This is a genomic window from Actinokineospora sp. (assembly GCF_050699995.1).
Lineage (GTDB): Bacteria > Actinomycetota > Actinomycetes > Mycobacteriales > Pseudonocardiaceae > Actinokineospora.
The window spans coordinates 1-25,359 of record NZ_JBOHGC010000602.1 but is presented as its reverse complement, the minus strand read 5'-3'; the positions used below and the strand labels follow the sequence as shown (position 1 = coordinate 25,359).

The window sequence follows — 25,359 nt, the reverse complement described above, 5'->3', positions numbered from 1 at the left end:
CGTCGAGCAACTCGGCGCGTATGCGCGGTGCAACTGCGCAGCGTCGGACGACAACCCGTACTAACCCGCTAGATCAGGTGGCCGAGCGCGCGTCGCGTGCTCGGCCACCTTCCATGTCCGATAGCCTGCCTCCCGTCGGTGAGGCGCACGACGACAGGCAAGGAAGTCATGCAAGAGCGCATCGAATGGCACAGCCTGCCCGCGAGCCTGCGGGACGCCATCGCCGAACACAGCGGCCCTATCAGCGAGGCGCACACGGTCTCCCAGGGCGCTAACTCCGCACTCGCCGCGGTCCTGGCCACCCCCGGCGGCCGGGTATTCGTCAAAGGCATTCGCGTCGATCATCCGGGCGTGGTCGGCCAACAGCGGGAAGCCACGATCAACCCGCACGTGCAACCGCTCGCGCCCGCCCTGCTGTGGCGGCTCGACGACATCGAGGGTTGGGACGTACTCGCGTTCGAACACGTCGAGGGACGCCACCCGGACTACGCGCCGGACTCCCCGGATCTTCCGGCCGTGATCGCCGCTATCGACACACTCGCCGCGCTCCCCATTCCCGACCTGCCGTTGAAGGACGCTCGGCGACGGTGGGCCGAGTACCTCGACGACCACGACGCCGAACTGCTCGGCGGCGACACGTTGCTGCACACCGACTACAACCCAGACAACATCTTGATCACTACCGAGGGTAGGCCCCGGATGATCGACTGGGCGTGGCCGACCCGCGGCGCCGCGTGGATCGACCCCTGCTGCCTGGCTCTGCGGCTGATCGCAGCAGGGCACACGGCGCCGCAGGCCGAGAACTGGGCGAGCCGCACGCGCGCATGGGCGGGCGCACCTCGGCCCGCGCTCGACGTGTTCGCCCGCGCCAACGTTGACATGTGGGACGACATCGCGGCCAACGACCCGCAACCGTGGAAACAGCGCATGGCCGACGCCGCGCGACAATGGGCGGACGCTCTGCTTGTGCCGATCTCGCGCTAGCTCTGCATTCTGCCTTGTTAGTGGGATGCTGAGGGCATGGCCAGGGGTCCGCGCCGTCCACGGCACAGGTTTGGTAACGAGTCTGGCGGTGCCAGCACACGTGCGTTCGTTCGTTGGGAAAGAACGGATCCACACAACCCTCGCGACGACCAGGGGCATCCGATCCGCTCGCTTGCGAATCGGCGCGAATGGCAGGCCGAAGCGGATAGGCTCGCGGATTGGTTTCTAACTCTCCATCCGGCCACGCAGCGGAAGATGACCGGTTTTGTGGTCCGGTGCCCGGCGAAGGGGTGTCTGCTTGGCCGGGTGTTTCGGCGTGGCGACCCGCGCGTGTCCGTCCGTTACGTCTGGCTTGGCGTCACGTGGACGGGCCGTGGGACGGCCGGGATCCTCAACTGGGCATGGGATGGCTACCGCGGCTCGAAGGAATTCATGGTGGCAGGCTGCACCCACGGTACTGGGAATGTCGATTTTGGGCTTCTACTGGGAATGATGGAGGCGTTGGATTTTCCCTCGCCGGGCCAGCCGGAGGAGTGGCTTCACCATTACGAGGAGCCCATCCGACGTGGGTACGCGCGTCGGACGCTCATCCTGCCCGACACGCACTGGAAGGCGTGGAGGTGATCTGTCGGTCCTGCCTGCTAGCGTGAGGGAACAACAACAGACCGCCTGCTCGAGCTACACGGGATCTATCTAGTCCCTGGCGTCTGAGCGCCCCATCACCACAGGTAGAGAGCCGGCCGTAGCCGCTTGGAGATGAGCACCAGGACCATCCCCTGGAGGGTCCTGCAAGCATGCTCATAAACGTCCTCACCATCGCTGTGTCTCTGCTGACAGGTGTCGCCGTTCCAACGTTCGGCTATCTGAAGTATCGGGCCTACACGAACACTGTTCGGCATGTCGTCGACAAGATCGGTGTGCACGGTTTGGAGAAGCTAAGTGTGGTGGTTCCGCCATCGAATCTGGCGCGAGACTTGCCGTTCCGTCTCGACCGGAAGCGCGGGCGACCATGAACGCAGGAAGAGCCCCCGCACCCACAGGTGCGGGGGCTCTGTTCGCCTCAGGTAGCGGGCGGATTGTCCATGCGGTAGGTCGGGGGCCGTGTCGAGCCGAGCAGGACGCGGGTCAGCCAGTCGGGCAGGCGCGCCTCGGCGGCGCGCAGGATCGGATACACAACGCCGAGCACGATCGGGACGACGACCAGGGCGCCCGCGCCGTCGAGCGCGTCGGTGACGTAGGCGGGGACGCCGAGGGTGACCAGCCACGCGACGAGCGCGGCCCATAGGCCGGGAACGACGGTGCGCAGCCAGGAAATCAGGCGGTCGGACATGGATTGCCTCTCTGTGGATAACTTGTGGATGGATTGCGGATTGGTTGTGGACTAGTCGCGTTCGGCGAGTTCGCGATCAGCGGCGAGCAGGTCGGCCTCGATCTGGCCGAGGCGGACCCACCCGCGGCCGACGAGCACGGCCAGGGCGACGCCGAGGGCGCCGACGAGCAGGGCACGCACGCGGGTCACCCGCCGAGCAGGCGACGCCATGTCGCCGGGCCGACGACCCCGTCGACGGCGAGACCGGCGGCGCGTTGCATGTGCCGTACCCGCGCGTCGGTGGCCGCGCCGAAATCGCCGTCGACGACGAGCCGGGGCAGGGCCGGATACCAGGCGTTCAAGATCCGCTGGACTTCGCGCACGGCGTCGCCCTTGGCTCCGCGCCGGATCACCGGGCGCGCCGATGTCGGTGCGGGTGTCGGCGGTGCCGGTGGCGCTGCCAGCAATGCCGCCCACGTGCGCGGCCCGACAATCCCGTCGGCAGCGAGCCCGCGGGCGCCTTGAAACCTCTTGGCGGCGTCGGTGGTCTTGGGTCCGAACACGCCATCGGCGGCGCCGGGGCCGAACCCGTGCGCGGCGAGCCGGTTCTGTGCCTCGCGCACGGCGTCGCCGCGGGAACCTGCTCGGATGGTCGGCCGTGCGCCGGGAACCGGCGCGGGGGTGCCGCCGAGCACGCGCTGAACGGTCGCCGCGGTGAGCGTCCGGGCACCCGACCACGACAGCTCGACGTGCAGGTGATCAACGTGCGCGTTCAGCCCGTTGTACGGGCGCCATCCGGCGTTGGGGTAGGACCCGGACCAGATGCGGCGTGCGTAGATGACGCACTGAATGCCCAACTCCGCGGACATGGCGACGAGCCGGTCGGCGAGCGCCTGCGCCCACGGGGCGCCGACGGGGACGCCGAGGTCGGTTGCGCGGCCCTCGCCGTGCAGGCTGGTCGTCGAGCTGCCCGCGATGGATCGGCAGTTGTAGATGCCGAGGTTGCGTCCGCCGCGGGAGCCGTAGGCGCCGAGGAACCAGGCCATGAGCGCGCGGGCGCCGTCGGTGGCCGCGCCGGTGCATGAGCGGGCGGGTTCGTATCCGGTGTGGACGCTCACGCGGTCACCTCCTGGTCGTCGACGGGGGTCGCGTCCGGGTACGGGTCGACGTGGTCGGGGTGCGCCGGGTCGGTGATCTCGTCCGGCTTCGGGTCGGGGGCGGTCGGGTCGATGTGGTCGCCGACGTCGCCGACGGGCTCGACGGATTCCGGTGTGGACATTGCGTCCTTCCTCTTGTTTCTGTTGAATGCGCCCGGTTTGGGCGCGCGGAAGCGACCCGCGCTATGCGGGTTGGCTGTTGGTGATCAGGTGCGGTGGTGCGTTAGGGGCTTTGGCGTTGCCAGCAACCGAGCAGCCCGGCGGCGACTTCGCCGGTACCGCTCGCCCGTGCCATGAGCGAGACCTGCACGTTTGGCTGTTCGATGAACGCGGTCATGTCGAACGGGCCTTGTGTGGTGTTCTGCAAGGCGCCGTTCACCGACCAGGTGCCGACTTGGGTGCCGTTGACGAGCAGGCGGAAGGTGGTGTTGTTGGCGCCGCTTGCTTGCCCCCACACTCCGTACAGCTCGATTCGGGGGTGTGAGACGAGCGGGATTCGCCCTTCCCATAGTTGCTTCTCGGTGGATATTGCCGAGGCGTCGACGGTTGCGTACTGGTGGACGCCCGGCGGGCCGGTGAACAGCTTGTGCATGGGCACTGCCAGCCACGGCCGCGCCAAGCCGACGCCTGCCACGGCGTCGTCGGAGGCAAGGATGCGGTTAGCGCGGTCGGTGAGTGCCCAGAACTGGTTTCCGTTGGGGTGGGTGTAGGTGTAGAGGACGTCCGCGCCGCCCTCGCGGCGCAGCCTCACTATCTGCTTTCCGTCCACGTCGGGTCCGATGTAGACGATAGTCGTGTTCCTGTCGTCGACAACCTTGATGAACGAATCGTCAAGCAAGGTGAGCCCGCCGCGGCGGATGATTGCGGAGGTGAGTCCGGCCAGTTTGCGGACCGCTTCGAGTCCGCGTTCGAGCTTCACGACCCGGTCGACAAGGTTCGTCGGGAGGTTGACCAATCCCACTGGTGTCCCCTCTCAGGCGATGTCGTCGAGCAGGGGCGACATGGTGAGGACGACTTTCTCGTCGGCGTCGCCCTCGGGCGGGGTGATGTCCGCGGCGACGATCCGCGCGAGCGTGTCGACCCCGTCGGGCAGCCAGTCATCTTCGATGACGACTCGGGCGTCGTCGCCGACGTTCCACTCACCGACCATGGGCCAACGCTCGCCGCGCACCTCCAACTGCGGGAGAACGACGGGGCGGCGCGCGGCCTGCAGGTCGGCGTCGGCGTGGGCTTGCAGCACACCGGGGTCGGACACGGTCGAGTAGCCGCGTTCGGTCTCGACCAGCGGCCACCCGGTCGGGTAGCCGTCGACGTTCTCGGCGACGGCGATCGGCGTGCCCTCGACCGTTCCTTCCCCGGCGGCCAGAACCCGGCTCGCGTAACGGGTTCCGTCCGATGGCCACGTGTAGTCAACGACGTTGCCGCCGTACTCGAACACCCACGCCGAGCCCTGTTGGCCGAGGCCGGGGTCGCCCAGGCGCAGGCGCCGCACGGGGCGCCCGTCGGCGCCGAGTTGGCGGTCGACGTCGAACAGCAAGTCGGGTCCGTTCCGCACGCCCGCGAGTTGGCGCAGGGCCTCGCCGACGTCGCCGAGTTCATAGCCGCGGTAGGTGCGTTCGCGGGTGATCAGAGAGTCGACGGTGTCGGCGACCACGCCGAGGTTTCCGCCCGGATGCTGGTGCGCCAGGGCGAGCAGGCCGCGGGCGATGGCGTTCTGGTCGATGGGCGCGGGGTGGCCGAACCGGGCGACCATCTCGGCGACGGTGTAGCGGACGGCCGGGTTCGCCGGGAGTAGGGGAAGGATCTTGCGGTGGTCGTAGTAGGTCCACCAGTCGCCGAGGCCGAGCTGCACGGTGCGGGTGCGGCTGTCGTATCGGCGGGTCCAGATGATCCCGCCCCACTGCGGCACGTCGTCGCGGTAGATGTAGATGCACCGCTTGCACGGGGTGGTGAGGTCGTAGGGGTCGCGGACGATTCGACGCGGGTCGCGCCGGTTCTCCACATGAAACGATCCGCTCGCGGCGCCGGAATCGTTGAGCCTTTTGCCATAACTCACGCCAGTGAGCGGCAAGTCGCCCAACGGAATGTTGGTGAGCAAGTCGTGAACCATGTACGTGTAGACCGGGGCGGCCATGCTCACGACCCCCCGATGTCCTCGACGAGCAGGAACCGCCCGTAGACGTGCACGGTGCCACCGTTGCCGACCGCCAAAGAGCCGAACGAGTACGTAGCGGTGGCGGGCACAACCCACGTTCCCGTGATCCCGAACGGCCTGCTGAGGTTGGTCGAGTCGATGTTCCACCAGCGCAACACCGTCATTCCGGCGGCGGTGATCGTCGCCCCTGCCTGGTAGCCGATACCAAGCGTGGGATACGGGGGCGCAACCTGGTCGAACGAACATTCCCAGCTCACCTTGATGCGCCTACCCGCCGGGAGGGTCTTGTTCAGGACGGTATCGACCACGGTCCCGCTCGTGATGTCTCCCGCGCCCGCCCCGTTGGAGGACTCGCCGATCCAGCCACGGGGCATCCACGCCCCGCCGACCTGAACCCACAACCCCGAACCGCCGTCGTACTGCCACAGGACATCACCCGCGTTGGTGGTCTGCGCCAACTGCCCACTCTGCGGATGCGTGATCGCCGAGTCACGATCAGCCGTCGACGTACAGATCGCGACACCCTGCACCCGCCAAGCGGTGCCGTCGTGGACCTCGGTCCACTTGCGGTCCTCCCGCCAGATGGTGTGTCCGGGGTAGGTGGGCAGGGCGTCGCGGGCGGCCTGCGTCGGGATCGGAAGCACGCCACCGAGCGCGACCGTCTTGCCGGGCCGCAAGTCGTCGACCATCGCCGCGGTGATCGCGGTCGCCCCGGCGGTGACCCGGATGCGCGCCAACAGGACGTAGTCCGGCGACAGCCCGCCCGCGGTCGGGTTGGGGTCGCCCGCTCCGGGCGTGCCGACAACCCGAGTGATGGTGTACGCGGTAGCGCTGTCCCCGTAATAGGTGTCGCTCTGCCGGGCGACGATCAGGTCGTTTCGCTGCTGGCTCGCGTGCGCCGGGACATCAAGGATTGGCAGAGTGTCGGTGGTGTCCGTCGTGGTCAGATAGGCGCCGTTGCCGCGGCTCGCGCCGAGCACTAACTGCCCCGGTTGCACGGTCACATTCGGTCCGGGTGTCGCGGTCGCGGCCACACGTAGCGGGTCGCCCGGTCCGGGACGAAGCCCCGCGCGTGCGGTCACCAAGGAGCCGCCTGGTGTCAGTAGGGCACTGATCCCGACTCGCGCGTCTTGCGCGTCGAGCGTGCGCGTGGCGCCGTTCATGGTGGCCCAGGAATCGAACTTGGCCACGGTGGTACCTCCTGTCAGTGGTAGGCGTCGCGGAATCGCACGCGCAGGCGGGTGTCGGGGTTGTAGGCGGCGGCGGAGAACCGCACGAGCGTCGGACCGGGTTCGAGCGGGGACCATTGCGCGATGGACAGGCGTTGCCGCACGCTCACCGCGGCTATCTCGGCGGTGCGCCGGTAGGTGTCGATCAGCAACGTCTGTCCTGCTAGGACGGACCACGTCCCGTCGAATCCGAGTCGTCGACCGCTCTCGCCGAGGGTCACGACGGGGCCGGTGACTGGGCCGGTGATCTCCAGTACCGGCCACGTGGGGACGTGTCCGCCGAGGGTGACCGTGCGGGCGCCGCCCTGTTGTCCGGTTCCGAAGTCAAGGCCGCCGGTGAAGTCCAAACCTCCGCCGCTGAAGTCCAGCCCGCCCCCGGCGGTGGTGGCGAGTTCGACCTCGACGATCTGCTCGTCGACGGCGTAGATCCGGGGGTCGGTGGCTTCCCACTGCACAGCGATGGCCGAGCGGCCGAGCCGATAGTGCCGGTCCACGCGGGGTGAGCGACGCAGACAGATGGCTTGACACATCAGCGATTGCCCGTCGAGCCGGATCACGAGCGGTTCCTCGACCGGGTTCTCGGCGGGTGCGGTCGCCCGCCGCAACGCGGCGAGCGCGGCGGCGAACGCCTCGGGCGGATAGCGTCCGTCGCTTTTGAGCGCCACCGTCACGAGCCGATTGCCGGACAGCCGTTGCCCTGCGTAGGAACCGTGCCGCCCGGCCAGCGGGGTACTTCCTCCCCGTTGGGCAGGTAGGTCGAGCCATCCGGTGATCGAGTCCGCCGCGGCCAACGGCAACGGGGTTCCCGTGCCGATGACCAGGTCACGCCACAGGATTTGGCCGTCGAGGGCGAGTGCCACTAATAGCCCCCGCTCTTGCTCAGCCAATCCAGCTCGGCGGCGACCTCGTGCGGCGACGCATCGGCGGGAGGGTGGTAGTTCTCGATGTTGACCAGGGCACGCCCGTCGTCGGAGGGTCCGCCCGCATGGTTGGCGGGCGGGCCACCGGCAGGCATCTCGCCGTGCGGGGCGGCGCTCGGCGACACGATCAATGGCGCGGTGACCGGGGGGAGTCCGGCGGACCCGGCCAACCGCAACGCAGCTGCTCCGACGTGGCCGGTCATTGAGTCAAGGCCGCGGGTCAGGCCGAGCCCGATCATGCGGCCCGCCCACATCGCTTCCCGTGACGGGGACGCGATCCCGAAAAAGTCCAGGACGCTGTTCCACGCGTCGGACACGATCGCTTTGAGCTTGTCCCAGACCCAGCGTGCGGCATCACCCAAGCCGCGGACCAAACCGCGGATGATGTCCTTGCCGCCCTCGACGAGCAGCGAGCCCAGGTCGCCGAGCGCGCCGAGAATCTGCCCCGGCAGGCCACGCAGCCAGTCGACCGCCTCACCGGACTTGCGGACGATCCAGTCCTTGACCTGACCGAACCACGCCGCGACCTTGCTCGGCAGGTCGGCGAGCCACCCGACGGCGTCGAGCACCCACCGGACCGCGGCCCGCACGCCGGAGACGATGCTGTCCCAGTGCTTGATGATCAAGCCCGGCAGCGACCAGTCGAGGAACAGGTTGACCAGGAACTCAGCCGCACCCTTGACCGCGCCGACGATCCAATCCCACGCGGCACCGACCGCGGCGGTGATGGTGTCCCAGTTGGTCACGATCAACGTCGCAAGAGCGATCGTGGCCGCGATCAACAGCGCCCAGGGGTTGACCGAGACAAGCACGTTCAGCACCCGGACAGCGGTCGAGATGACCCCGAAAGCCTGCGCCGCGGCGTAGATCCCGAGCGCGAGCGGGCCGAGCCAGCTCGCGTTCGCCGAGAGGAACCCGGCCAGCGAGACCAGCAACGGACCTGCCGCGGTGAGCGCCGAGACCAGGGTCGAACCGAGCTGCGTTGTCAGTTGAGCGAATCCGGGCGCCAAAGCGACGACCACGGGCGCGAGCTGTCGTAGCGCGGTCAGCAGAACATCAGTGACCACTGTGGACACTGTCCCGACGGTCTCGCCGAGCGCGGCGAGCGCTTGCTGCCCCTCGAACGATTCGAGGAACTCACGAACCCCACCGGTGACCCGCAGCAGGGTGTCGAGCAGGGAGCCCCCGCCGGTGTCGAGCGCGCCGAACACCGATCCGGCGATGGCGAACACGTTGCCGAGCACCGTGCCCAGGTCTCCGAGCGTGGACAGCCCCGACGAGATCCAGTCGTGCAGTTGCCCGGTCTCGCGTGCGGTGCGCACGAACTCGGCCGCGGACTGTGCGGCGTCGCCGAACCCACCGGACAAGCCGGGGAGGAACTCCGAGCCGACCGCGACCAAGTCGAGGAAGATCGACACCAACGCGGGCAGGGCCGAGGACACGTCGCCGACCGAGGCGCGGACCTGCCCGAAGATCGTGCCGACCGTGGACACCTGCGCGGACTGGCCGAGGAACGCCGCGGTGCCGCGCGCCGCTGTGTTGAACTCAGCGGCGATCCCGGACAGCCCGGTTTTCAACACGGGCATGTACGACGCGCCCAGGGCGCGGATGTCGGCGGCGACCCCGGCGAACAACGCCTGTTGCGTGGCCTGCTGAACGGCCTTCCACGCGGGGGCGAGCGCGTGCACGGCGAGCGCGGTCTCGCGCGCCGCGGGTGAGAGCTTCGCGAGCTTCTCGGCGAACGCCGTAGGGTCGTCGGCGGCGGCGAGCGCGTCGGAAAACCCGGTCATGCCGACCTTGGCGGCGAACATGCCGACCTTGACCGCGACGCCGATAGCGGGCAGCAACGCGAGCGCGCCACCCATCGCGGCCACGATCGGGATCACGCCCTGCGCGGTCGCTGCGGCGCCCGCCGCTTTGGTGATCGCGAGAGCGACGCCCACGAACGCCGAGCCCGCCCGGTCACCCGCACTGGTGACCTGGTCGGCCATCGTCCGCAGGTCGTCGCCGGACTCACGCGCGATGCGCGCCAACTCCGCGCGCGCCGAGCCGAGCCCGCGCCTCCACCCGGACGCGTCGATCTTGAGGAATCCGACCAACTCGCCGACCGTCAACGCCATGGGTCACCCCCAGGCGCACAGAAACATTCTGGCCGACTTGCCGATCTAATACTCGGATGCTCTAGTTGAACGGGTTACACGGAAACGAAGGGGTAAAAATGAGCCTGGCGCCGTTCCCGTTGGAAGCAGACGTTCTTGCATATATTCGGGATGTCTTCGAGATTGCGAATATGCGAGTAACAGCGAACCTCGATCGAATGCCTACAACACACGAGCAGGCGCTCGACTTTGCCTTCATCGGCGCGCTGTCCGAAGCGCACGGCCCGCATATGACTACCTCGGGTGTGCTCGTCGACGTCGATGCACACTTCGTTGGGGGAGGTTGGCACTGGGAGCGTTGGGAAATAGCCGACATCGGGTTGATAATTGCATTCAGGCGCGGCGAGGCCCTCCTGAGAACCAAGGTTGTCCTTTTGCAGAGCAAGCGCCTGTATCCTCGCGAGTCCGAATTTGTTGAAGATCAAGGAGTTGCAAGAGCAGGAGGATTTGGGTCCTTGATGATCCCATCCCTCCCGGCGACGCTCGGCTTGAGGAACTTTCGCTTCGACGAGTCGTGTTGCTACAAAGCTCTACAGGTCGGCGACAATCAGTGGCGAGCTATCGCGGGATACGAAGCTAAGTATGCGATACCTGTGCACTACATGCTCTATCATCCCGGCGTTCTGCCTTACGAGTGTCGTATTCCGGTAAAGCTGCCGGTTGCGGCGGGGAACGAGAAACCCGTCGTCGGCGTCCGCGTGGTTCCTGGGCGGGTGCTGCGATCGCGAGTGGGAAACGCTTCGCGAAACTATGCCCCCGCGTATCGGGAGTTGGCCAATGATGGTGTCCTCGGGTGGGCGCTACCCGACTTCATTGTCGACGAGGTGCTCACGTGTCGCGAGGGGTACATTGCCGACGACGCCGAAAATGAAGGACTCAACGTCGTGTTCTACCAACGCAACGCGCCGATTGCGGCTGCCATTCGGATCGCGATCACAGTTCCCGAATAGGTTCTCAATTGCGGTCGTCGCCATTCGCGCTTCGGCTTGCGAATGATCGGCTCAATCGGCAATCGCAAGACATTAGCCCGGTAATCCGGGTGCGCAGCCATCGCCACGACCGGGCGCGCAAGATGCCTGACTCGACGTCGACGCCGTAGACCTGGTGCAGGTCGGCCTCGATCAGCGACCAGCGGTCGAGGACTTGCGCCCACGTGTGCCCGTCGCCGTCTTCCCGGTTGCCGTGCGGGTGCGGGTCGTACCACTCGCGGATGCCGGTTGCCGGGTCGATCGGGCCGCCCGACGGGTTGCCCGATTCCCGGCCGAGGCTTCCGGGTCCGGCGCCCCGCCCGCGTTCCAATACGCCTCGGCGGTCTCCCGGTTCACCGCGGCGTCAAGCCACGCAGTGACCCCGGCAAGTTTCAGCGCAGGCCACGGCACCCGGTCGGCAACCATCTCGTCGTAGACCGCGCCGAGCGCGTCCCGGTACAGGTCGACCTCGGCGGCATCGTCGAGCGCCACAGCGTCGAGCGACTCCCCGGACTCGACCGCCCCCGCCACCTGTGCGGCGACCTCGGCGAGCCGCTGCAACCGCAGCCCGGTCTCGGCGTCGACCGGCGGCACCGTGTACGTCTTGCCGCTGATCGGCAGGGCGAGCCCCGCGTCGAGCACCTCGGACAAATCACGAAACGCCATCACGCGCCCCCTTCCGTTGCAGGGTTGGGAATCTCCGTCGCGATCCCTTGGCCGTTCAACGTGAAGTTGAACGGTTCGAGGTCGGTCACCGCGCCGCCCTTGGACAGCCCGGACACAGTTGCGGTGCCCTCGTAGGCGTCTGGGGCGCCGTCGCGCCGGTACCACCGAACCTTGATGTTCGCGGTGAAGCCGAGTGCGCGCCCAGCCTTGCGGATGGCTTCCTGTCCGGGGTCGGGGGTGAACGCGGCGGCGTCGGTGCGCTTGCGTTTGCCCTCAGCCTCGATCGACCACGTTCGCTGAGTGACAACAGAGGAACCCCACCCGTCGTCCTCGAACGCCGCGTCGTCCTCGGTGTTGTCGTCTGTGGACTCGGTGAACGACGTCATGCCGTTGACGCGAGTCCACATAGGTGCAGGCGCGGCGGGCGCGCGGGTATCGACTTCGAGCGTCCAATCCTTTGCCAGCAATGAACGTGTTGCCATTGGGCAGCCTCCTAGCCGCGGTTGCGGGTGGGTCGGTGGGCGGTGAGTTGGTAGGTGTCGGCGTGCTCGTATCGGCCGTTCTGGTCGCGGCCGAGCGGTAGCGACGCGGTGCGCCGGATGAGATGCACGAGCGCGCCGGACAGGTCGAGGTGGGTTGCACCGTGCAGGACGTCGAACACGGTGTCGAGCAGGTCGAGCGCCTCGCGCGGGTCGGCTCCGGCGCGGGCGCGCACTTGGAGGCCGAGCACGCTGTCGGCCTGGTCTACGTCGTCGGCGAGTGGGTACGGGGTGAGCGCGAGCACGCGCGGCGGCGACGTCGGGACAGCGCCGACGACGATGCCGACCTCGGTGTCAGAGTAGACGCCGGTCGCCCGGTACACCCCGGTTCCGGCGGCGGCGAGATGCTCGGCGAGCCCGTGCGCGAGATTCCGTGTCCAGCTCATGTGCCGAGCGCCTTACGGATTTGTGCCTGAATCAGTCGGGCGACCGTCTCGCGCTCGCTGGCGAGCGCGCTTTCGAGGTACTTCGGCCCGCCGGTGCGGTGGTGGTAGTCGAGTTCCTCGTGCTGCCGTGCGGCATACGGGGTGTCATACGAGACAGCGGCGGTGAGCGCGTCCGGGTCATGGCTCGCCGTCGCCGAGTCGCGCAGTGCGGCAGTGTCGAGCGGGGCGCGATCGACGGACACCCCGCGCACGTGCTCGGCGCCGAGTCCGAGCCCGCGGGCGGCGCCTCGGCGCGCGTTGTCGCCGACCTCGTCGCCGTGCCACTCGATCCGTACGCCACCGTTCCCGGTGATCTCGGTCGCCATCGGGAGCACCCCCGATCTCGGCTAGGTGAGGGTGACCTCGATGTGTGACCAGCTCGACGGGTGGTCGAACAGGTTCGCGGTGATCACGCGGCCGGTGCGTTCGGTTGGGGTGCCCGCCCAAACGGTCACGAGCGACCCGACCGGGATGCGTTCGCCGGGTCGGGCGCGGACTGTGGTTTCGCTGATCACTTCCTCCCCGGTCGCGGAGCGGACGATTCGGCGCCGGTCCTCGACGAACGTGCGCCGGATCGTGACCGGGTCGGCGTGCTGGTCGCCGTAGGGTCCGGTGCCGAGGTAGCGGCGGACGGTGATGGTGTGCGGTAACAGCACCGCGGGTAGTCGCATCGGCTCGCCTCCCCTTTACGGCGCGCCGTACAGCCCACGATCGGGGGCGAGCGGCGAGTGGGCGAGAAGTCCGGCGGTGCCGAGGATGCGCACGACGCCGGGCGGCACCTCGGCTGAGATTCCCTCGGCCCGTTTGAGCCGAACCGTGCCGATCTGCGACTCGACGTACTGCCCGCTCGCGCCGGTCGGGTCGCCGGTCTCGTGCCACCACTCGACGACCGCGCAGGTAGCGCGGCGCACGGCGTCGCGTATCTGCGTGTCGGTCGGGTAGCCCTCGGCGTCGACGTCGTACACGGCGGCGACGAGCAGGGAGTCGACCAGTTCGGACGCGCGGGCGAGCAGCCTCGGCGAGTCGTCGTCGACGACCTCGGCGCCCGCGTACTCGCCGAGGTCGGCCGCGGTGGCGTAGACCCGCATCGGGCTACGCCTGTTCCTGCTCGTCGAGCAGCCGGGCGAGATCGTCGCGGGTGAGCGACTCGGCGTCATCGCGGGAATAGCCCCGCGACATGGCGTAGTCGACCCAGTCGGCCTTGCGCGCGGTCTTCGCCGGACGCTGCGCGCCCGCGCCGGGCTCGGCCGGGTCGGTGACCTCGATCGGCTGCCACACCTCGGACAAAGCGGCGAGCCGCTCGGCCATCCACGAACCCGGTTCGGGCGCGTACAGCTCGTCGGTTCGCACGTTGCGGTAGGCCAGCATCACGCGCCCGCCTTCCGCTTGATCAGAACGGCGCGCTTCGGGTCGAGGGTCTTGACGCCCATCAGGCAGTCGATCGACACGACGTCTTGCTTTTTCGTCATGTCGTAGCCGTAGATCACCCGCAGACCGAGGCCCTTGTAGTTCACGATCGAGCCCTGTCCGGCGCCGATACCCCGCGGCAGGGGCAGGGTACGGGTGACGAGCGCGAACGCCTCACGACGGAACGCCAGCGAGACGCCGTCGGTGATGTTCTGGGTCATGTAGTTGTCGAAACCGCGCTTGCGGCCGATCGACGCCTCGCGCAGTGCGGTTCCGTCGTCGCCGACCTGGTCGGCCTGCACGAACAGCGGGTCCTTTTGGAACAGTGCGGTGAGGGTCGTGTCGGCCACGGCGCGGCGCTGTGCGGTCGGCACCTTGGCGTCGTTGAGCGTCTTCCCGGCGTCGATCAGCACGTCGGACACGTTCGCCGAGGCGGGGTCATAGTCGACGGACTGCGTGACGTCTGCGCGCAGGCCGAGCACGAGCCGGTCGGTGTACTGGGCGATTGCTTCCATTGCGGGGGTGAGGAACTGCTCGCCGAAGTCGGTGATCTTCATCGACCAGTCCTCGGAGGTCACCGCGAACGACACGTCGGGGACCTTGTTCAGGGTGAGCGAGGTCGAGCCCTCGACGGTGTCCTGCAGAACGATTCCGGTCGCCCGGTTGAACTCGTTCACCTGGAACACAGCGGGCTTGCGAATGGTGATCGTGTCGCCGCTGTTCCCGGTGAAGTCGCCTTCATAGTCGCGGTGCACGAGCCCCGCCATGACTGCGGTTTCGTACAGCGTGGCGATTGCCTCGCGGGCGATCACGTCGACGGTGAGAAGCTGGTTCGGCATGGTCAGTTACCCCTCTTCCTGGTGCGCTTGATGTAGTCCTCGACGCTGAGCGAGCCGAGGTCGTCGCCGGTCGGCGATCCGCCGGAGATCTGTCCGCCGCTGCGCGGCGCCGCGGCCGGTGTCGACGCCAACCGCGGGTTCGCCTTGACGGCCTCGGCGATGGCCGCGGCGACCTTGTCGCCGAACCCGTCGGCGCCGGGGTCGAGGTCGGCGACCCGGCGCCGGAACGTCGTCGAGTCGAGCAGTGCGTCGGGGTCGGCGCCCGCGGTCGGCGCCGCCCGGTACACGGCCAGGTCGACGGCGCGTTCGCGCGCGTCGCGCTGTGCCGCGGTGAGCTGTTCGGTGACCTGCTCGACGGTGGGTGTCTCGCCGGTCTCGGCTATGCCGAGCGCGGCGGCGATCTTGTCCACGATGGACTGCTGCGCGCTGTCCACCTTGGTTCGCCACTCGGCGACCTCGGCCCGCAGCGTGTCGACGTCAGCCGAGCCGCCGGTCGAAGTCTGATCACCCGAAACTGGAGCAGGTTCGCTCCCGTTCGCGGGCGGCGTGGTCTCGGGCGCTTGCGCCTGTTCGCCGGGCGAGCCCGGCTCGGTGCCCTCGACGGGCGGGGTCGGTGCGGTCATCGGGTGAACCTCCAGTCGGTATGGGGGCGCGGCGCGACCCAGGAAAACCATGTCGAAAACCTAGACAGAGTTAATGGCTATATGAGAACCTTGTCGCCAATCGGGACAAAGTTTCGGAGGAAGCATGTTCGAACTGTTCGACACCACGGAGATTCGGCAGGTCGAGGCGCTGCGTCGGCGCGTGACAGCGGCAGACGCTGCGGGACAGGGCGACCTGTTCGCCGTCGAGGCGCTCGTCGAGGTCGACTCGCCGTTCGCGTGGCCGACGGCGGTTGGCGTGCTGTTCACGCGGGAGGACGCCGAGGGCGCGATGATGCTCGCGTGACCACCACGGCTTACTACGGCGTGCGCGGGCTCGCCGACGCTCTCGGCGTGACCCGGCACGCGGTCGATAAGTGGCGCGCCCGATACCCCGTGGGCGCCGTACTGGCGTTTCCGGCGCACGATGTTGAGGTTGACGGCATGCCGGGGTGGGCGCCCGATCGTCTCGATGAGATCAAACGGTGGCGTCGGTCATTGCCAGGCTCAGGTGCCGGTGGTGGGCGTCCCCGAAAGTCGAGATAGATTGATGTTGTGGTTACTTCGGAACTTCTGGCGTACGTCGGGGCCGCGACGGGTGCAATTTCCCTCACGTGGAATGTAACGGCATTCTTGCTTACAGGTAGCCGTGTTTCAGTGGAAACGCGGACGGGCTATAGCAAGGATGAGCTTCCGGCGTACAGGGCAAAAGACGGCTCCGAGCTTATCGATCCCCTAGGTGAAGCGTTCATAATCCGCGTCATTAACAAAGGGCGACTAGCAATAAACGTCGACGCATTTGAAATCGTCACCCCTGTTCGGCGATCCTACCTCGCCCTGCCACCGTTCTCGGGTGATCTTCCATTTAGGGTAGAACCGCACGCTTCCTATGAGGCTAGTGTCGGAATGGGTGCGATCCGCGCCCGCCTACGGGACTATTTTGGTGAGAGTAGAACGGCGTCGGTTCGCTTCCGAGTTGTCGTCAAGCTTGGGAACGGCAAAGTTGTCAAGACTCGGCGGGTTCGGTTTTACGATGGCTCGCGAGAATGGATGAATCCCTTCCTGCCTCGCGCGCGCGACGGCGTTATCGGTCCCCACGTACGGAGATGACAGACGTCAGCACAAGCCCACGCTAGGCGGCATAGGCGGCGAGTCCGTCGGTGTGGGCTTTCCGCCACACTCCGGCGAGCAGGCGCGCGCGCCGATCACGCTCGTATGCCGCGGCCCGCTCGGCGGGCGTGCGCGGTCCCTCCCACACCGGAACGTGGGGCGGCGCGTAAGGGTTGGGCATGGTCGGGGCGAGCGCGTACCCGGCGGCGTAGCCCTCGGCACGCGCGGCGCGCACCTGCTCGGTGGTCACTGCAGCCACGTCTCACCCCCGGTGCGGAACCGTTTCCCGTTGCCACCACTGAGAAGTTCGGCGGTGAACTGGTCGAACGTGAGCCTACCGTGGACGTCCCACCACTGTTTGAGTTCGTCGCTGGCCCATCGACGCGCATAGGTTTCGTTGCGGCGCCACAGGTCCCGCGGATTGAGCCCCTTCCGTTGTCCCTCGGCGGTGAGCAAGTAGCCGTTTGTCGCGGCCTCGGCGGTGAAGTAGTCGCGTTCGAGCGCGTCGGCGTAGGCGGCGCGCGCCAACTCGTCGAACCCGTGCCCGCGGTAGCCCTCACCGCGTAGACGCGCGATCGCATCGTCACGGCGCACACGCTCGATATCCACGCCGAACACCTCGGCATAGGCCGATTCGTAGTCCTGGCCCTGCTCGGCCAACCTGTCGACCTCGGCCCACTTCTCGGCGTTCGGGTCGTCTTCTTCGGCCTGGTCGACGGCCTCGCGGCATTCCAATTCGGCGAGCACGGCACCGACCGCGGCGTCGTCGTCGGCGACATCGCCAAGCCGGGCGGCGAGTTCGTCGTCGGACAGCGCGGCAAGCTCGGCGGCGAACCGCTCGCTCCGATCCCGCTCGGCCTGTTCCGCCTCGGCGCGCTCGCGTTCGACGCGGTTGCGCTCGGCCTGCTCGGCGGCGAGTCGCTCGCGTTCGCGTCGCTGTGCCTGCTCGACGGCGACGGCGTCGAGGCGCGCCTGCTCGGCGGTGCCCTCGGCAACCTGGTCGGCGAGTTTGTTGCGACGCTTGCGGGCGGCGGACATGGTGCCGTGGCCGAGGTTGAGCTGCTCGCGGTGTCGCTTGCGGTTGAGCCCGGTCGCGTCGACGTGCTTGCGGATCTCGGCCTGTAGGTCGCGCACTCGGCGCCGCGCCTGAGTTGCCTCGCCAGGGCTGAGTGCGGCGGCTTCCTTCCGATTTTCCTTGCGCACCTTGCGTTCGAGCGCGCGCAGGTGCTCGCGCTCACCCTCGGCGGCCTGGTCGTGCTCGACTGGCTCGGGCAGGCGGGTCACGCCGGGCACGTAGGGCAGCCAGGTGTGGCGACAGTTCGGGTGCATGAGCCCGGCGGCGCGCGCGTCGTCGACGGTCGCGGAGACCTCGACGCGCATCGGCTCACCTGTCAGCTCGTTCTCGACCGTGCGGGTACCGGCGGGGCCGGTGCGGGCGAGGACCAGCCCTTCCCACACCGAGCACAGGGCACAGCCGTCGGTGGTGCGGGAGACGGTGACCAGGTCCACGCCGAGCGCGTCGAGCCGGGCGAGGTGCCCGTCGTTCCACGCGCGCGCCGTCGCCGTCCTGGTCGCCATCTCGACGTAGCTCGCCAAGTTCCAGCCGCGGCCGGACCGGTCGACAAACCCGGTGACCCCGTCGGCGGCGAGCCGATCCCACGCTGCGCGTTGCGCGGTGCGGGTCGTGCCGGTGCCGAGTAGCTGTGACGGTGCCGCGGCGGCGACCGCGACCTGGTAGGCGTCTTGCGCCCACCGCAGAACCCGCAGGTGCAGGGCGTCGAGTCGTGAGGTGAGATCGGCGGCGAGCAGGGCGGCGGCGTCCATGCCGGGGATCACGGCCCGCAGGACGAGCAATTGCTCACCGTCGAGCGCGCCGAGGTCGGCGAGCTGTGCGAGCGCGGCGGCGGTGCCTGCCTGCCACGCGGCGAGCACAGCCTCGGCAGCCGCCGGACCGGCCTCGGCGCGTAGTTGGGTGAGCATCCGCTCGGCGGCGATGCGGACCTCCCGGACCGCGGCGGCTTTCTCCCTGGCCCACTCGGGGATGTCCTGCCCGGCGCGGGCTCGGCGGGCGATGTCGCCGAGCAGCCGCGCCTCGGCCGCGGTGAACACGGCGAGCAGGTCGCGGGCGAGTTGCTCGACGACCTCGGCAGGGTCAGCGTTGGGCGGTGCCTCCCATGCCATCAGCAGCGCCCCCGTCCGGCGCGCCGCGCCATGTCGCCGGGTCCGGGACGTTGCGGCCAGACTCCGCGTGGATGGCGGCGACCTCGGCGTCGACCTGGTCGTCATCCCACTCGGGGTGAACCATCCGCACCCGCACGTCGGTCGAGGCGGCCTCGGCGGCGAGCAACGCCTGCGCGGTGCGGGCGAGCTTCTCGGGGTCCGGTTGTGCCTGGTCGCCGAACGACACGACCGGGTCGGTGCCGAGCACCGCGCCGGGTCTGCCGAACACGTGCGCGTCGACGTCGAGCAGGGCGCCGGTGATCGGGCCGAGCCCGGCCGACCAATACCGGGTTTTCTTGTCGCGGGTGGTCTCCGATAGTTCGCGCCGGTCGACGACCTCGGTAGCGGTGACGCCGGTCGCCGCGGCGTTGGTTTCGCCGAACGTGCTCGGCGAGTACCCCGCGGCGCGCAACACGTCGTGCGTGATCTGCTCGGCGGTCTCGCGGTGCTCGCGCACACGGATCGCGAACTGCGACGGGGTGATCGGCGGAGCCCCCTCGCCGCGCCCGGTGAGCATGTTCAACTCAGTGAACACCTCTTGATCGTCATCGAACGTCGCGCCCTGACCGGGGCCGTTCGGCGTCAGGTACCCGGCGGGCACCATGAGCCGAGCTTTCGCGAGCCGAACGTCGCGCATCCACGATGAATAGGTCTCGTCGAGCGCGTCGAGCAGCGGCTCGGAACCATCGAAATCGCTGCGCCCCAACGGCTTTAGTGCCGGGGTGCCGCGCCATTCGCGCGACGGGCGCACGTTGGGCACGTACCCAGCGGTGAGCCGCGGGGTGCCGGTGCCGATCGCACCGTCGGCGTCGACCAGGTCGGCGGCCCACGCGGTCGATGGGTGTTCGGTGAGGGGGATGGGGCGGCCGAGTTCGTCATCGGTGCCCATGTGCAGGCTGTGCAGGATGCGGCCGGGCTCGTGCCGTTCGAGGTGGCGCAACACGGTCGACCCGTCGGTGCCGTCGAGGGTCTGCCAGAACGTCACCGCGGCCAACTCGCGCCAACGCCACTCCGGTACCGCGGCGTCGGCGTCGACGGCGTCGAGCATCGCGTGCGGGCGAACGTCGGCGTCCCACACCACCCGCAGGTAGACCCCGCCGAGCGCGGCGGCGACCTCGGCGGCCTCCAACAGCGCCGAGTGCACGGCCGGGGTGTTCACGATCTCGTCGAGCCGGGTCTGCGCCGAGGTGTCCTCGACGGTAATGCGCGGCGGCTCGGAAAACAGCAAGTCGGCTGAGGCGGTCGCGATGTCGGAGGCGAGCGGCACATGCAACCGGGTGCGCTGCTGGCCCCGCGGCGTGGTGGGGCGTCCCCAGAAAAACCGGGATACCGCGCCGACGAGCCCGCCCCGATACTGCGACGGGCGTGCGTGCACGGTCGGGCTGTTGGCGTAGAACGCAGCGAGCTGCTCGGGCTTGCCCACGTACCAGGCATCCCACTCCCGCATCCGGGTCGCGGCCCGGTTGAACGGTGCCGGTGGCCATGGCTGAGCCATGTCGCGCCCCCTTCCCGGTTGGTCAGGCGGCGAGCGCAAGTGTTGGGCGCCATAGGTTCTCGGTGGTAGTGATGGCGTAGCGCCCCGCGTCGAGGGAGTGGTCGGCAACCTTGACCGGCGCGTCCGTGCCCTTGGCGGTGGCCGAGTCGTCCCACGAGTAGCCGGGCGCCTCGGCGACGAATCCGGTGCACTTGTCGGCGACGCGCAGCCGCTTCTCGGCCAGCAGGGACGACACGACCCGGATGCCGTATGACACGTCGTTGTCGGCGGCTTGCGTGGTCACCCCGTCGTTGTGGAGCTGGACCCGGAACGATGCCGCGGACGGGTCAGCCACGATCCATGGCGGACGTAGCGCGGACGGGCGGGGAAGGTGTGGCCGGTCGAGCCAGTCGCGCAGTCCGGCCGAGAGTTGCGTATCTGTGAGTCGCACCTGCGCGTGCGCCGGGTCGTGGCGCCACTCGTCGACCAGGTAAAGCCGGTGGTCGACACCCTGCCCGAGCAGGAGCGCGGCGGTGGCGTTGGTGGTGCCGTAGTCCACGCCTACGGCGAGCAGACGCGCCATGTCCGGCAGGTCGGCCCACGGAACGACGTGATCGGCCGGGTTCCACATGTCGAACACGGCGCCCTCGGCGGCGACCCACTCGCCGAGCACGAACCGCCGGTGCCACAGGCCGGTGTACTCGCGCCGGATTGAGTCCTTATAGGACTCCGATAAGGCCGGGTTGTCGTCGAGGTGGAACACGAACGAACGCCAGTCGGGCAGCTTATCGAGCCGATCGAGGTAGCGGCGTTTCACCCAATGGGCGGGCGAGTCGGGGTTCGTGGTGGCGAACAGTTGCGCGCCCGGAACGGACATGCGGCCGAGCAACTGCACGAAAAAGTCTTGTGCGATAACGGTTAGCTCGTCGACATACGCACCGCAGCAGGTGAGCCCGCGCAGCACCTTCTCGGCCTTGCTGTCCGAGGCACCGAGCACGTACACCGTGCGGCCGAGGATCTGCGCCGTCGGCGCCCCGGCTGTGTAGTGCACATGCTCGGCGATCGGACCGAACAGCGACGGGTCGGTGAGCACAGCGAACACGTTGCGTGCCACGGAGTCGCGGGTGCGGCCGACAACGACAAGCTGTCCACCGCGGGGTGCAGACGCGACATAGATCAACCATCGCAACAGTGACGCGATGGTCTTGCCGGATCGGATGGCACCCGACCAGATCGACACGCGGGTGCTCGACTCACGTAGCGAATTGACTTGTTTCGGCGACAACGGCGTATCTAGTTGGATCATTGGATGCGGGGGACCTATGATCTAGGGTTATGGCGAGCACAGTTTGTGGATGGTGTACCAGGTTTTCCAACATGACCTATGCGGATGCGACGGCCGTCGTTGACGACGAGCCGGATCACACGTGTGTGATGGCAGCTTACAGATGCGACCATTGTAGGAAATTGAATGTCGCGTACATACGTCGGCCTGCACGCGAGATTCCGGAACTTAGCTCGAACGACATCAAGGACTTCATTGATTATGTCAATGACGCGTTGTGTTGGCTTCCCGGCGATCACTCGTCGCCCAGGTCATTCGAAGACGTACCGGACCACATCGCAGAGGCCGCATCCGAGGCTCACAAGTGCCTCCAGGTAGGAGCGTTGCGCGCCGCCGTCCAATTGGCGCGATCCGTGGTTGAGGCAACAGCCAAAGAAAAAGGTATCACTTCAGGTGTGCTTGCGAGCAAAATCGAGGAAATGCATAAGGCTCATCTGATTCGCCCTCATGTTCGCGAGGCGGCTCACGAGATTAGGTACCTTGGGAATGAAATGGCGCATGGCGACTTCGTGGCCACCGTAACAAAGGAAGACGCCGTGGAAGTACTCGGATTGATGGACGAGGTGTTGCTCGAAGTCTTTCAGTCGCCAGCCAGGGTCGAAAGGCGCCGAAATGCTCGACTCCAAAGGAATGCGACGCCATAATTTAAAGTGGCTGGTTCGTGATACCGAGTGCCATACCCAGGGTCATGAGCATTGACCGTGCATTGTCGGCGCCCTTGTCGGCGTCGATCTGTTCGAGCCGGACGGCGGCGCCGAGGTGGGTTGAGGTCGCCGACGCGAGGGCCTTCTCGTCCTGGGCGGGCACGTGGTCGAGTGACTTTGTCTCGATCCCGTGCACGGTGGTCGTGGTGAACGAGTAGCGCTCTGCCTCCAGTCGGGCGAGCAGGTGCTCGGCGCGGCCGTAGAGGCGGCCGACGATCTCGGCCCGGCGGGCGCGGTTGTCGACTTGCCGGGCGTGGGTGGCCGCGGCCGTCGCCGTGCGGTCGAACGACAGGCCGAGCGCGCGGGCGATGCCGGTCACCGTTGACGGGGAGCGGTTCAAGGCGCGGGCGATGTCGTTGCGGGTCTTGCCCTCGGCGTGCAGGGCGCGTACATGCTCGCGGTCGGCGTCGGTGATCAGGTTGCGCGGCATGGTCGATCACCCCGCCCCCGGTTCAGGTGAGGGTGAGTTGCTCGCCCTGCTGTTCGCTCGCGTCGAGCGCCTCGGCGAGCCGACGCGCAGCGACACCATGGAAGTGCTCTGATGCCTCGACACCGAGGAACGAACGGCCCTCGGCGACGGCGGCGACGCCGGTCGTCCCGGCACCGGCGAACGGGTCGAGGATCAGCGCGCCGGGCGGGGTGATCTTGACCAACTCGCGCATGAGTTCGACCGGTTTCTGGGTGACGTGCTCGCGACCGCGGGGGGTGTTGATCTGGAAGAACCCGTCAAGGTTGCCGGGGATCATGTCCAGCGGGCGCGGCCCGCACGTGCCCCACACGATGTACTCACAGTTGTTCGCGAACCTGCCCTGGGTGCGGCGCCCGTTGGGCTTGTGCCACGGCACGATGCCGCGCCATACCCACCCGCCGAGCTGGATAGCGTCGGTCACGGTCGGCAGTTGTCGCCAGTCGGAGAACACGACCAGGGCGCCGCCGGGGCGGGTGACTCGCAGTGCTTCGCCGAGCCAGAGCGCCGACCAGTACGCGAACGAGCGCTGGTCGCGGTTGTCCCCGCCGAACGCGGCCAAACGGCGTCCGCTCTTGCTGTCGGTCTGCACGTACTTCGTGTGGACCCCGGCGGCGCGGTCACCGCGGACCATCCCGCCCGACGAGTACGGCGGGTCGGTGATCACGGCGTCAACGCTCGCGGTGTCCAGTTCGGACAACACCCGCAGAGCGTCGCCGTGACGCATGTCGACGGTCGGCACGCGATCACCCCCTTGAACATGCGACAGCCCCGCGACCCTGGGGGTGGTCGCGGGGCTGCCTGGTCAAGGTGCGGGCATAGCTCACCCGCTGCTGATCACCAGTTTACGCCGACTCGGCGACATCGCGGGTGACATGCGACCGCGTCGGGGTGATCAGCGCGAGGTCGATGACGTCGCCGACCCGGTACAGCGGCCGACCGCGTTCGTCCGGTGAACGCCGTGCGAGCTTGCCCGCGCGCGCCCACGTGCGCACCGTGTTCGCCGAAAGGTCGCGGCCGAGCAGCCTCGGCAACGCGCGAGCGACTTCGGCGGCCGTGGCCAGATGTTCGCGGGCAGCGTCGAGCAGCGCGGCCCGCAACGCGTCGACGTCGTGCCGGACGTCGCATTCACGGCACCGCACGAGCGCCCGGTCGGGCCGCGCATACACGTCGGCGCCGCAGTCCGGGCATGGCCCGCAGTAGACCCGCGCCGGGGCAAGGTCGACCGCCCGGCGGGCGCGCTCGACGGCATCGCCGATCTCGTCGACCAGTTCGCCCGCGGCCGGATGGTCTTCGATCCACGACGGGTGACGGCGCAGCCATGCGGCCATCTCGGGCAGGGTGTCGTCGAGGTCGAGCGGGTCCAGCTCCGCCACCGTCACCGGGCGGCCGTCGGCATCGGTGGTGCCGGTAAGCACTATGCGGCGTGGGGCATGTGTTTCCCACAGGTCGCGTACCCACGTCGACAACACCGAGCGCAGGTCGCGGGCGACCTCGGCGGCGCCGTCGTTGAACGGCAGCCCGGTCTCGGCCGATGCCGAGCCGACTCGCTGCCCGGTGCGGGTCTGCCGGGCGATCGTGGCGTCGAGTTCGTCGACCAGGTCGGCGACCTCGACGAGGTCGCCGTCGAGACGGCCGAGGCACAGCCCGCAGACATAGCCGGTGATGGTCGGGTTGGCGCACGGCGGCGCGGCACAGGTGAACACCAGCCGAGCGTGTCGCGCGTCCGTCACCGGATTGGGGCTCACGCGGCCGGTGCGAGTGCCTCGGCGTCGCGGCGGACAGCAGGGGAGACCGTCAAGCCGGGCAGGGGCAAGAGGTATTGCCCGGCGCATGTCCAGACGCGGCCGACCCGCACGGGCTCGCCGAGGACGACCGGCTCCGACCACGGGTCGCCCGCCCGCGCTCGCTTCCGGTTCCGCGCTCGGCGTTCCCGGTCGTAGGCGGTGTGCGCCTCTCGGCACAGGTCACACCTGCAGCCGTGCTTGGCGTACCGGGAGTTCGTGCCGTGGCCGGGACGGACAGCGGGCGCCGGGGCGCCGGTCTGCTCGGCGAGCCGCTCGCGCTCGTCGGCGTCGAGCCCTCCCCAGATGCCCCACGCCTCACCCGCGGCGAGCGCCTCGGCGAGGCACTGCTCGGCGACCGGGCACCCAGCGCACAACGTGCGGCACTCGTCGACCTGCTCGGCGGGCGGGTCGATGAAGTCGAGGTCGGCGAACCGACCGCGGCACGCGGCGCGGGTACGCCACTCAGGCAAACGCAGCGTCATCACAGAGCCCCCGCACGGTGTCGAGCGCCTCGGCGAGCGCGAGCGTGATCGGCGACCAGCGAACCCGCGCCGCGCCGACGAGGTCGGCGTCGTGCTCGTCGCGGCGTAGGTGATGGTCGAGGGCGCGGCCGAGCGTGTCGGCCACTGTGGACAGTGCTTGTCGGCGGTCGGCGTTCATCGGATCGTGTCCCCCGTCGGCGTTGCGAACAGGGCGCCTTGTCGGGTCCAGCCGCGTAGGCGCTGCAGGTTGGTGTCGGGCGCGAACGCGAGGAATGTGCCGTCGGCGCTGTGGCATCCGAGGTGCTCGGCGTAGGTCCAGCGGCGCCCGGAGTTGACCCGCCCCATGTGCACGCGCTTGCCGCGGTCGAGGGCC

Annotated in this window: 32 protein-coding genes; 4 read left to right on the top strand and 28 right to left on the bottom strand. The window is 68.5% G+C overall.

From position 1 onward, the window contains the following. Positions 1 to 168: 168 nt before the first annotated feature. Positions 169 to 984: a hypothetical protein gene (locus ACRDSQ_RS29160; RefSeq protein WP_431425475.1), complete on the top strand. Its 816-nt coding sequence runs from the start codon at positions 169 to 171 to the stop codon at positions 982 to 984. Positions 985 to 2,044: 1,060 nt separating this feature from the next. On the opposite strand, the gene ACRDSQ_RS29155 is transcribed toward ACRDSQ_RS29160, so the two are convergent. The 9 genes from ACRDSQ_RS29155 to ACRDSQ_RS29115 all read right to left on the bottom strand — a co-directional run bounded on the left by ACRDSQ_RS29155 (position 2,045) and on the right by ACRDSQ_RS29115 (position 9,874). Continuing rightward, complete coding sequence (locus tag ACRDSQ_RS29155; RefSeq protein ID WP_431425473.1) at positions 2,045 to 2,314, bottom strand: hypothetical protein; 270 nt, start codon at positions 2,312 to 2,314, stop codon at positions 2,045 to 2,047. A gap of 51 nt (positions 2,315 to 2,365) precedes the next feature. Then, positions 2,366 to 2,503: a hypothetical protein gene (locus ACRDSQ_RS29150; protein ID WP_431425472.1), complete on the bottom strand. Its 138-nt coding sequence runs from the start codon at positions 2,501 to 2,503 to the stop codon at positions 2,366 to 2,368. Next, a complete protein-coding gene (locus ACRDSQ_RS29145) occupies positions 2,500 to 3,411 on the bottom strand; it encodes a peptidoglycan-binding domain-containing protein (RefSeq protein WP_431425471.1) in 912 nt (303 codons plus the stop codon). The genes ACRDSQ_RS29150 and ACRDSQ_RS29145 overlap by 4 nt, the downstream gene beginning before the upstream one ends. Continuing rightward, a complete protein-coding gene (locus ACRDSQ_RS29140; protein WP_431425469.1) occupies positions 3,408 to 3,572 on the bottom strand; it encodes a hypothetical protein in 165 nt (54 codons plus the stop codon). The genes ACRDSQ_RS29145 and ACRDSQ_RS29140 overlap by 4 nt, the downstream gene beginning before the upstream one ends. A 101-nt stretch (positions 3,573 to 3,673) precedes the next feature. Continuing rightward, complete coding sequence (locus ACRDSQ_RS29135; RefSeq protein ID WP_431425467.1) at positions 3,674 to 4,369, bottom strand: hypothetical protein; 696 nt, start codon at positions 4,367 to 4,369, stop codon at positions 3,674 to 3,676. A gap of 54 nt (positions 4,370 to 4,423) precedes the next feature. Then, positions 4,424 to 5,506: a hypothetical protein gene (locus tag ACRDSQ_RS29130; protein WP_431425465.1), complete on the bottom strand. Its 1,083-nt coding sequence runs from the start codon at positions 5,504 to 5,506 to the stop codon at positions 4,424 to 4,426. Positions 5,507 to 5,586: 80 nt separating this feature from the next. Further along, on the bottom strand, positions 5,587 to 6,609 hold the full coding sequence (locus tag ACRDSQ_RS29125; protein ID WP_431425464.1) for a hypothetical protein: 1,023 nt from the start codon (positions 6,607 to 6,609) through the stop codon (positions 5,587 to 5,589). Between the two features lie 200 nt (positions 6,610 to 6,809). Beyond that, positions 6,810 to 7,694: a hypothetical protein gene (locus ACRDSQ_RS29120; RefSeq protein WP_431425463.1), complete on the bottom strand. Its 885-nt coding sequence runs from the start codon at positions 7,692 to 7,694 to the stop codon at positions 6,810 to 6,812. Continuing rightward, positions 7,694 to 9,874, bottom strand: a complete 2,181-nt coding sequence (locus ACRDSQ_RS29115) for a phage tail protein (RefSeq protein ID WP_431425462.1) — start codon at positions 9,872 to 9,874, stop codon at positions 7,694 to 7,696. Before ACRDSQ_RS29115 ends, ACRDSQ_RS29120 begins: the two co-directional genes overlap by 1 nt. 98 nt (positions 9,875 to 9,972) lie before the next feature. On the opposite strand from ACRDSQ_RS29115, the gene ACRDSQ_RS29110 reads away from it, so the two are divergent. Continuing rightward, a complete protein-coding gene (locus ACRDSQ_RS29110; protein ID WP_431425460.1) occupies positions 9,973 to 10,863 on the top strand; it encodes a hypothetical protein in 891 nt (296 codons plus the stop codon). 171 nt (positions 10,864 to 11,034) lie between these two features. Here the strand turns inward: ACRDSQ_RS29110 and ACRDSQ_RS29105 are convergent, their stop codons facing one another. Genes ACRDSQ_RS29105 through ACRDSQ_RS29065 form a run of 9 tightly spaced genes read right to left on the bottom strand, consistent with a single transcriptional unit; the run spans position 11,035 to position 15,380 of the window. Next, the gene (locus tag ACRDSQ_RS29105) at positions 11,035 to 11,547 is read right to left on the bottom strand and encodes a DUF7426 family protein (protein ID WP_431425458.1); all 513 of its coding nucleotides are present in this window, start codon (positions 11,545 to 11,547) and stop codon (positions 11,035 to 11,037) included. Beyond that, positions 11,547 to 12,029 carry a phage tail tube protein gene (locus ACRDSQ_RS29100; protein ID WP_431425457.1) on the bottom strand — a complete coding sequence of 161 codons (483 nt, stop codon included), beginning with the start codon at positions 12,027 to 12,029 and terminating at the stop codon, positions 11,547 to 11,549. The genes ACRDSQ_RS29105 and ACRDSQ_RS29100 overlap by 1 nt, the downstream gene beginning before the upstream one ends. An 11-nt stretch (positions 12,030 to 12,040) precedes the next feature. Further along, complete coding sequence (locus tag ACRDSQ_RS29095; protein ID WP_431425455.1) at positions 12,041 to 12,472, bottom strand: minor capsid protein; 432 nt, start codon at positions 12,470 to 12,472, stop codon at positions 12,041 to 12,043. After that, positions 12,469 to 12,837 carry a hypothetical protein gene (locus ACRDSQ_RS29090; RefSeq protein ID WP_431425453.1) on the bottom strand — a complete coding sequence of 123 codons (369 nt, stop codon included), beginning with the start codon at positions 12,835 to 12,837 and terminating at the stop codon, positions 12,469 to 12,471. The genes ACRDSQ_RS29095 and ACRDSQ_RS29090 overlap by 4 nt, the downstream gene beginning before the upstream one ends. Positions 12,838 to 12,858: 21 nt before the next feature. After that, complete coding sequence (locus ACRDSQ_RS29085) at positions 12,859 to 13,182, bottom strand: hypothetical protein (protein WP_431425451.1); 324 nt, start codon at positions 13,180 to 13,182, stop codon at positions 12,859 to 12,861. A gap of 15 nt (positions 13,183 to 13,197) precedes the next feature. After that, the gene (locus ACRDSQ_RS29080; protein ID WP_431425449.1) at positions 13,198 to 13,599 is read right to left on the bottom strand and encodes a hypothetical protein; all 402 of its coding nucleotides are present in this window, start codon (positions 13,597 to 13,599) and stop codon (positions 13,198 to 13,200) included. Between the two features lie 4 nt (positions 13,600 to 13,603). Then, the gene (locus ACRDSQ_RS29075) at positions 13,604 to 13,882 is read right to left on the bottom strand and encodes a hypothetical protein (RefSeq protein WP_431425447.1); all 279 of its coding nucleotides are present in this window, start codon (positions 13,880 to 13,882) and stop codon (positions 13,604 to 13,606) included. Beyond that, complete coding sequence (locus ACRDSQ_RS29070) at positions 13,879 to 14,757, bottom strand: P22 phage major capsid protein family protein (RefSeq protein ID WP_431425445.1); 879 nt, start codon at positions 14,755 to 14,757, stop codon at positions 13,879 to 13,881. Before ACRDSQ_RS29070 ends, ACRDSQ_RS29075 begins: the two co-directional genes overlap by 4 nt. A gap of 2 nt (positions 14,758 to 14,759) precedes the next feature. Next, positions 14,760 to 15,380, bottom strand: a complete 621-nt coding sequence (locus ACRDSQ_RS29065) for a hypothetical protein (protein WP_431425444.1) — start codon at positions 15,378 to 15,380, stop codon at positions 14,760 to 14,762. Positions 15,381 to 15,504: 124 nt separating this feature from the next. Here ACRDSQ_RS29065 and ACRDSQ_RS29060 point away from each other — a divergent pair, with 124 nt between their 5' ends. After that, positions 15,505 to 15,705: a hypothetical protein gene (locus tag ACRDSQ_RS29060; protein ID WP_431425443.1), complete on the top strand. Its 201-nt coding sequence runs from the start codon at positions 15,505 to 15,507 to the stop codon at positions 15,703 to 15,705. Between the two features lie 825 nt (positions 15,706 to 16,530). Here ACRDSQ_RS29060 and ACRDSQ_RS29055 read toward each other — a convergent pair. Genes ACRDSQ_RS29055 through ACRDSQ_RS29040 form a run of 4 tightly spaced genes read right to left on the bottom strand, consistent with a single transcriptional unit; the run spans position 16,531 to position 21,508 of the window. Then, positions 16,531 to 16,767, bottom strand: coding sequence for a hypothetical protein (locus tag ACRDSQ_RS29055; RefSeq protein WP_431425441.1), 237 nt, complete (start codon positions 16,765 to 16,767; stop codon positions 16,531 to 16,533). After that, entirely contained in the window at positions 16,755 to 18,689 is a 1,935-nt protein-coding gene (locus ACRDSQ_RS29050; protein ID WP_431425439.1) for a phage minor capsid protein, read from the bottom strand. Before ACRDSQ_RS29050 ends, ACRDSQ_RS29055 begins: the two co-directional genes overlap by 13 nt. Continuing rightward, complete coding sequence (locus ACRDSQ_RS29045; RefSeq protein WP_431425437.1) at positions 18,661 to 20,223, bottom strand: phage portal protein; 1,563 nt, start codon at positions 20,221 to 20,223, stop codon at positions 18,661 to 18,663. The genes ACRDSQ_RS29050 and ACRDSQ_RS29045 overlap by 29 nt, the downstream gene beginning before the upstream one ends. A gap of 22 nt (positions 20,224 to 20,245) precedes the next feature. Then, on the bottom strand, positions 20,246 to 21,508 hold the full coding sequence (locus ACRDSQ_RS29040; protein WP_431425435.1) for a PBSX family phage terminase large subunit: 1,263 nt from the start codon (positions 21,506 to 21,508) through the stop codon (positions 20,246 to 20,248). A gap of 71 nt (positions 21,509 to 21,579) precedes the next feature. Between ACRDSQ_RS29040 and ACRDSQ_RS29035 the strand changes: the two genes are divergently transcribed. Then, positions 21,580 to 22,191, top strand: coding sequence for a DUF4145 domain-containing protein (locus ACRDSQ_RS29035; RefSeq protein ID WP_431425434.1), 612 nt, complete (start codon positions 21,580 to 21,582; stop codon positions 22,189 to 22,191). A 1-nt stretch (position 22,192) separates the two neighbouring features. Here ACRDSQ_RS29035 and ACRDSQ_RS29030 read toward each other — a convergent pair whose 3' ends face one another. The 6 genes from ACRDSQ_RS29030 to ACRDSQ_RS29005 form a co-directional block, all read right to left on the bottom strand. Then, on the bottom strand, positions 22,193 to 22,681 hold the full coding sequence (locus ACRDSQ_RS29030) for a helix-turn-helix domain-containing protein (RefSeq protein WP_431425432.1): 489 nt from the start codon (positions 22,679 to 22,681) through the stop codon (positions 22,193 to 22,195). Positions 22,682 to 22,703: 22 nt separating this feature from the next. Beyond that, positions 22,704 to 23,459 carry a DNA-methyltransferase gene (locus tag ACRDSQ_RS29025; protein WP_431425430.1) on the bottom strand — a complete coding sequence of 252 codons (756 nt, stop codon included), beginning with the start codon at positions 23,457 to 23,459 and terminating at the stop codon, positions 22,704 to 22,706. Positions 23,460 to 23,562: 103 nt separating this feature from the next. After that, positions 23,563 to 24,423: a hypothetical protein gene (locus tag ACRDSQ_RS29020; protein WP_431425429.1), complete on the bottom strand. Its 861-nt coding sequence runs from the start codon at positions 24,421 to 24,423 to the stop codon at positions 23,563 to 23,565. A 38-nt stretch (positions 24,424 to 24,461) separates the two neighbouring features. Then, positions 24,462 to 24,986: a WhiB family transcriptional regulator gene (locus ACRDSQ_RS29015; protein ID WP_431425428.1), complete on the bottom strand. Its 525-nt coding sequence runs from the start codon at positions 24,984 to 24,986 to the stop codon at positions 24,462 to 24,464. Then, a complete protein-coding gene (locus tag ACRDSQ_RS29010; protein WP_431425426.1) occupies positions 24,967 to 25,164 on the bottom strand; it encodes a hypothetical protein in 198 nt (65 codons plus the stop codon). Before ACRDSQ_RS29010 ends, ACRDSQ_RS29015 begins: the two co-directional genes overlap by 20 nt. Further along, on the bottom strand, positions 25,161 to 25,359 hold a 199-nt coding region (locus tag ACRDSQ_RS29005; RefSeq protein ID WP_431425425.1), incomplete at its 5' end, for a hypothetical protein. The genes ACRDSQ_RS29005 and ACRDSQ_RS29010, both read right to left, overlap by 4 nt.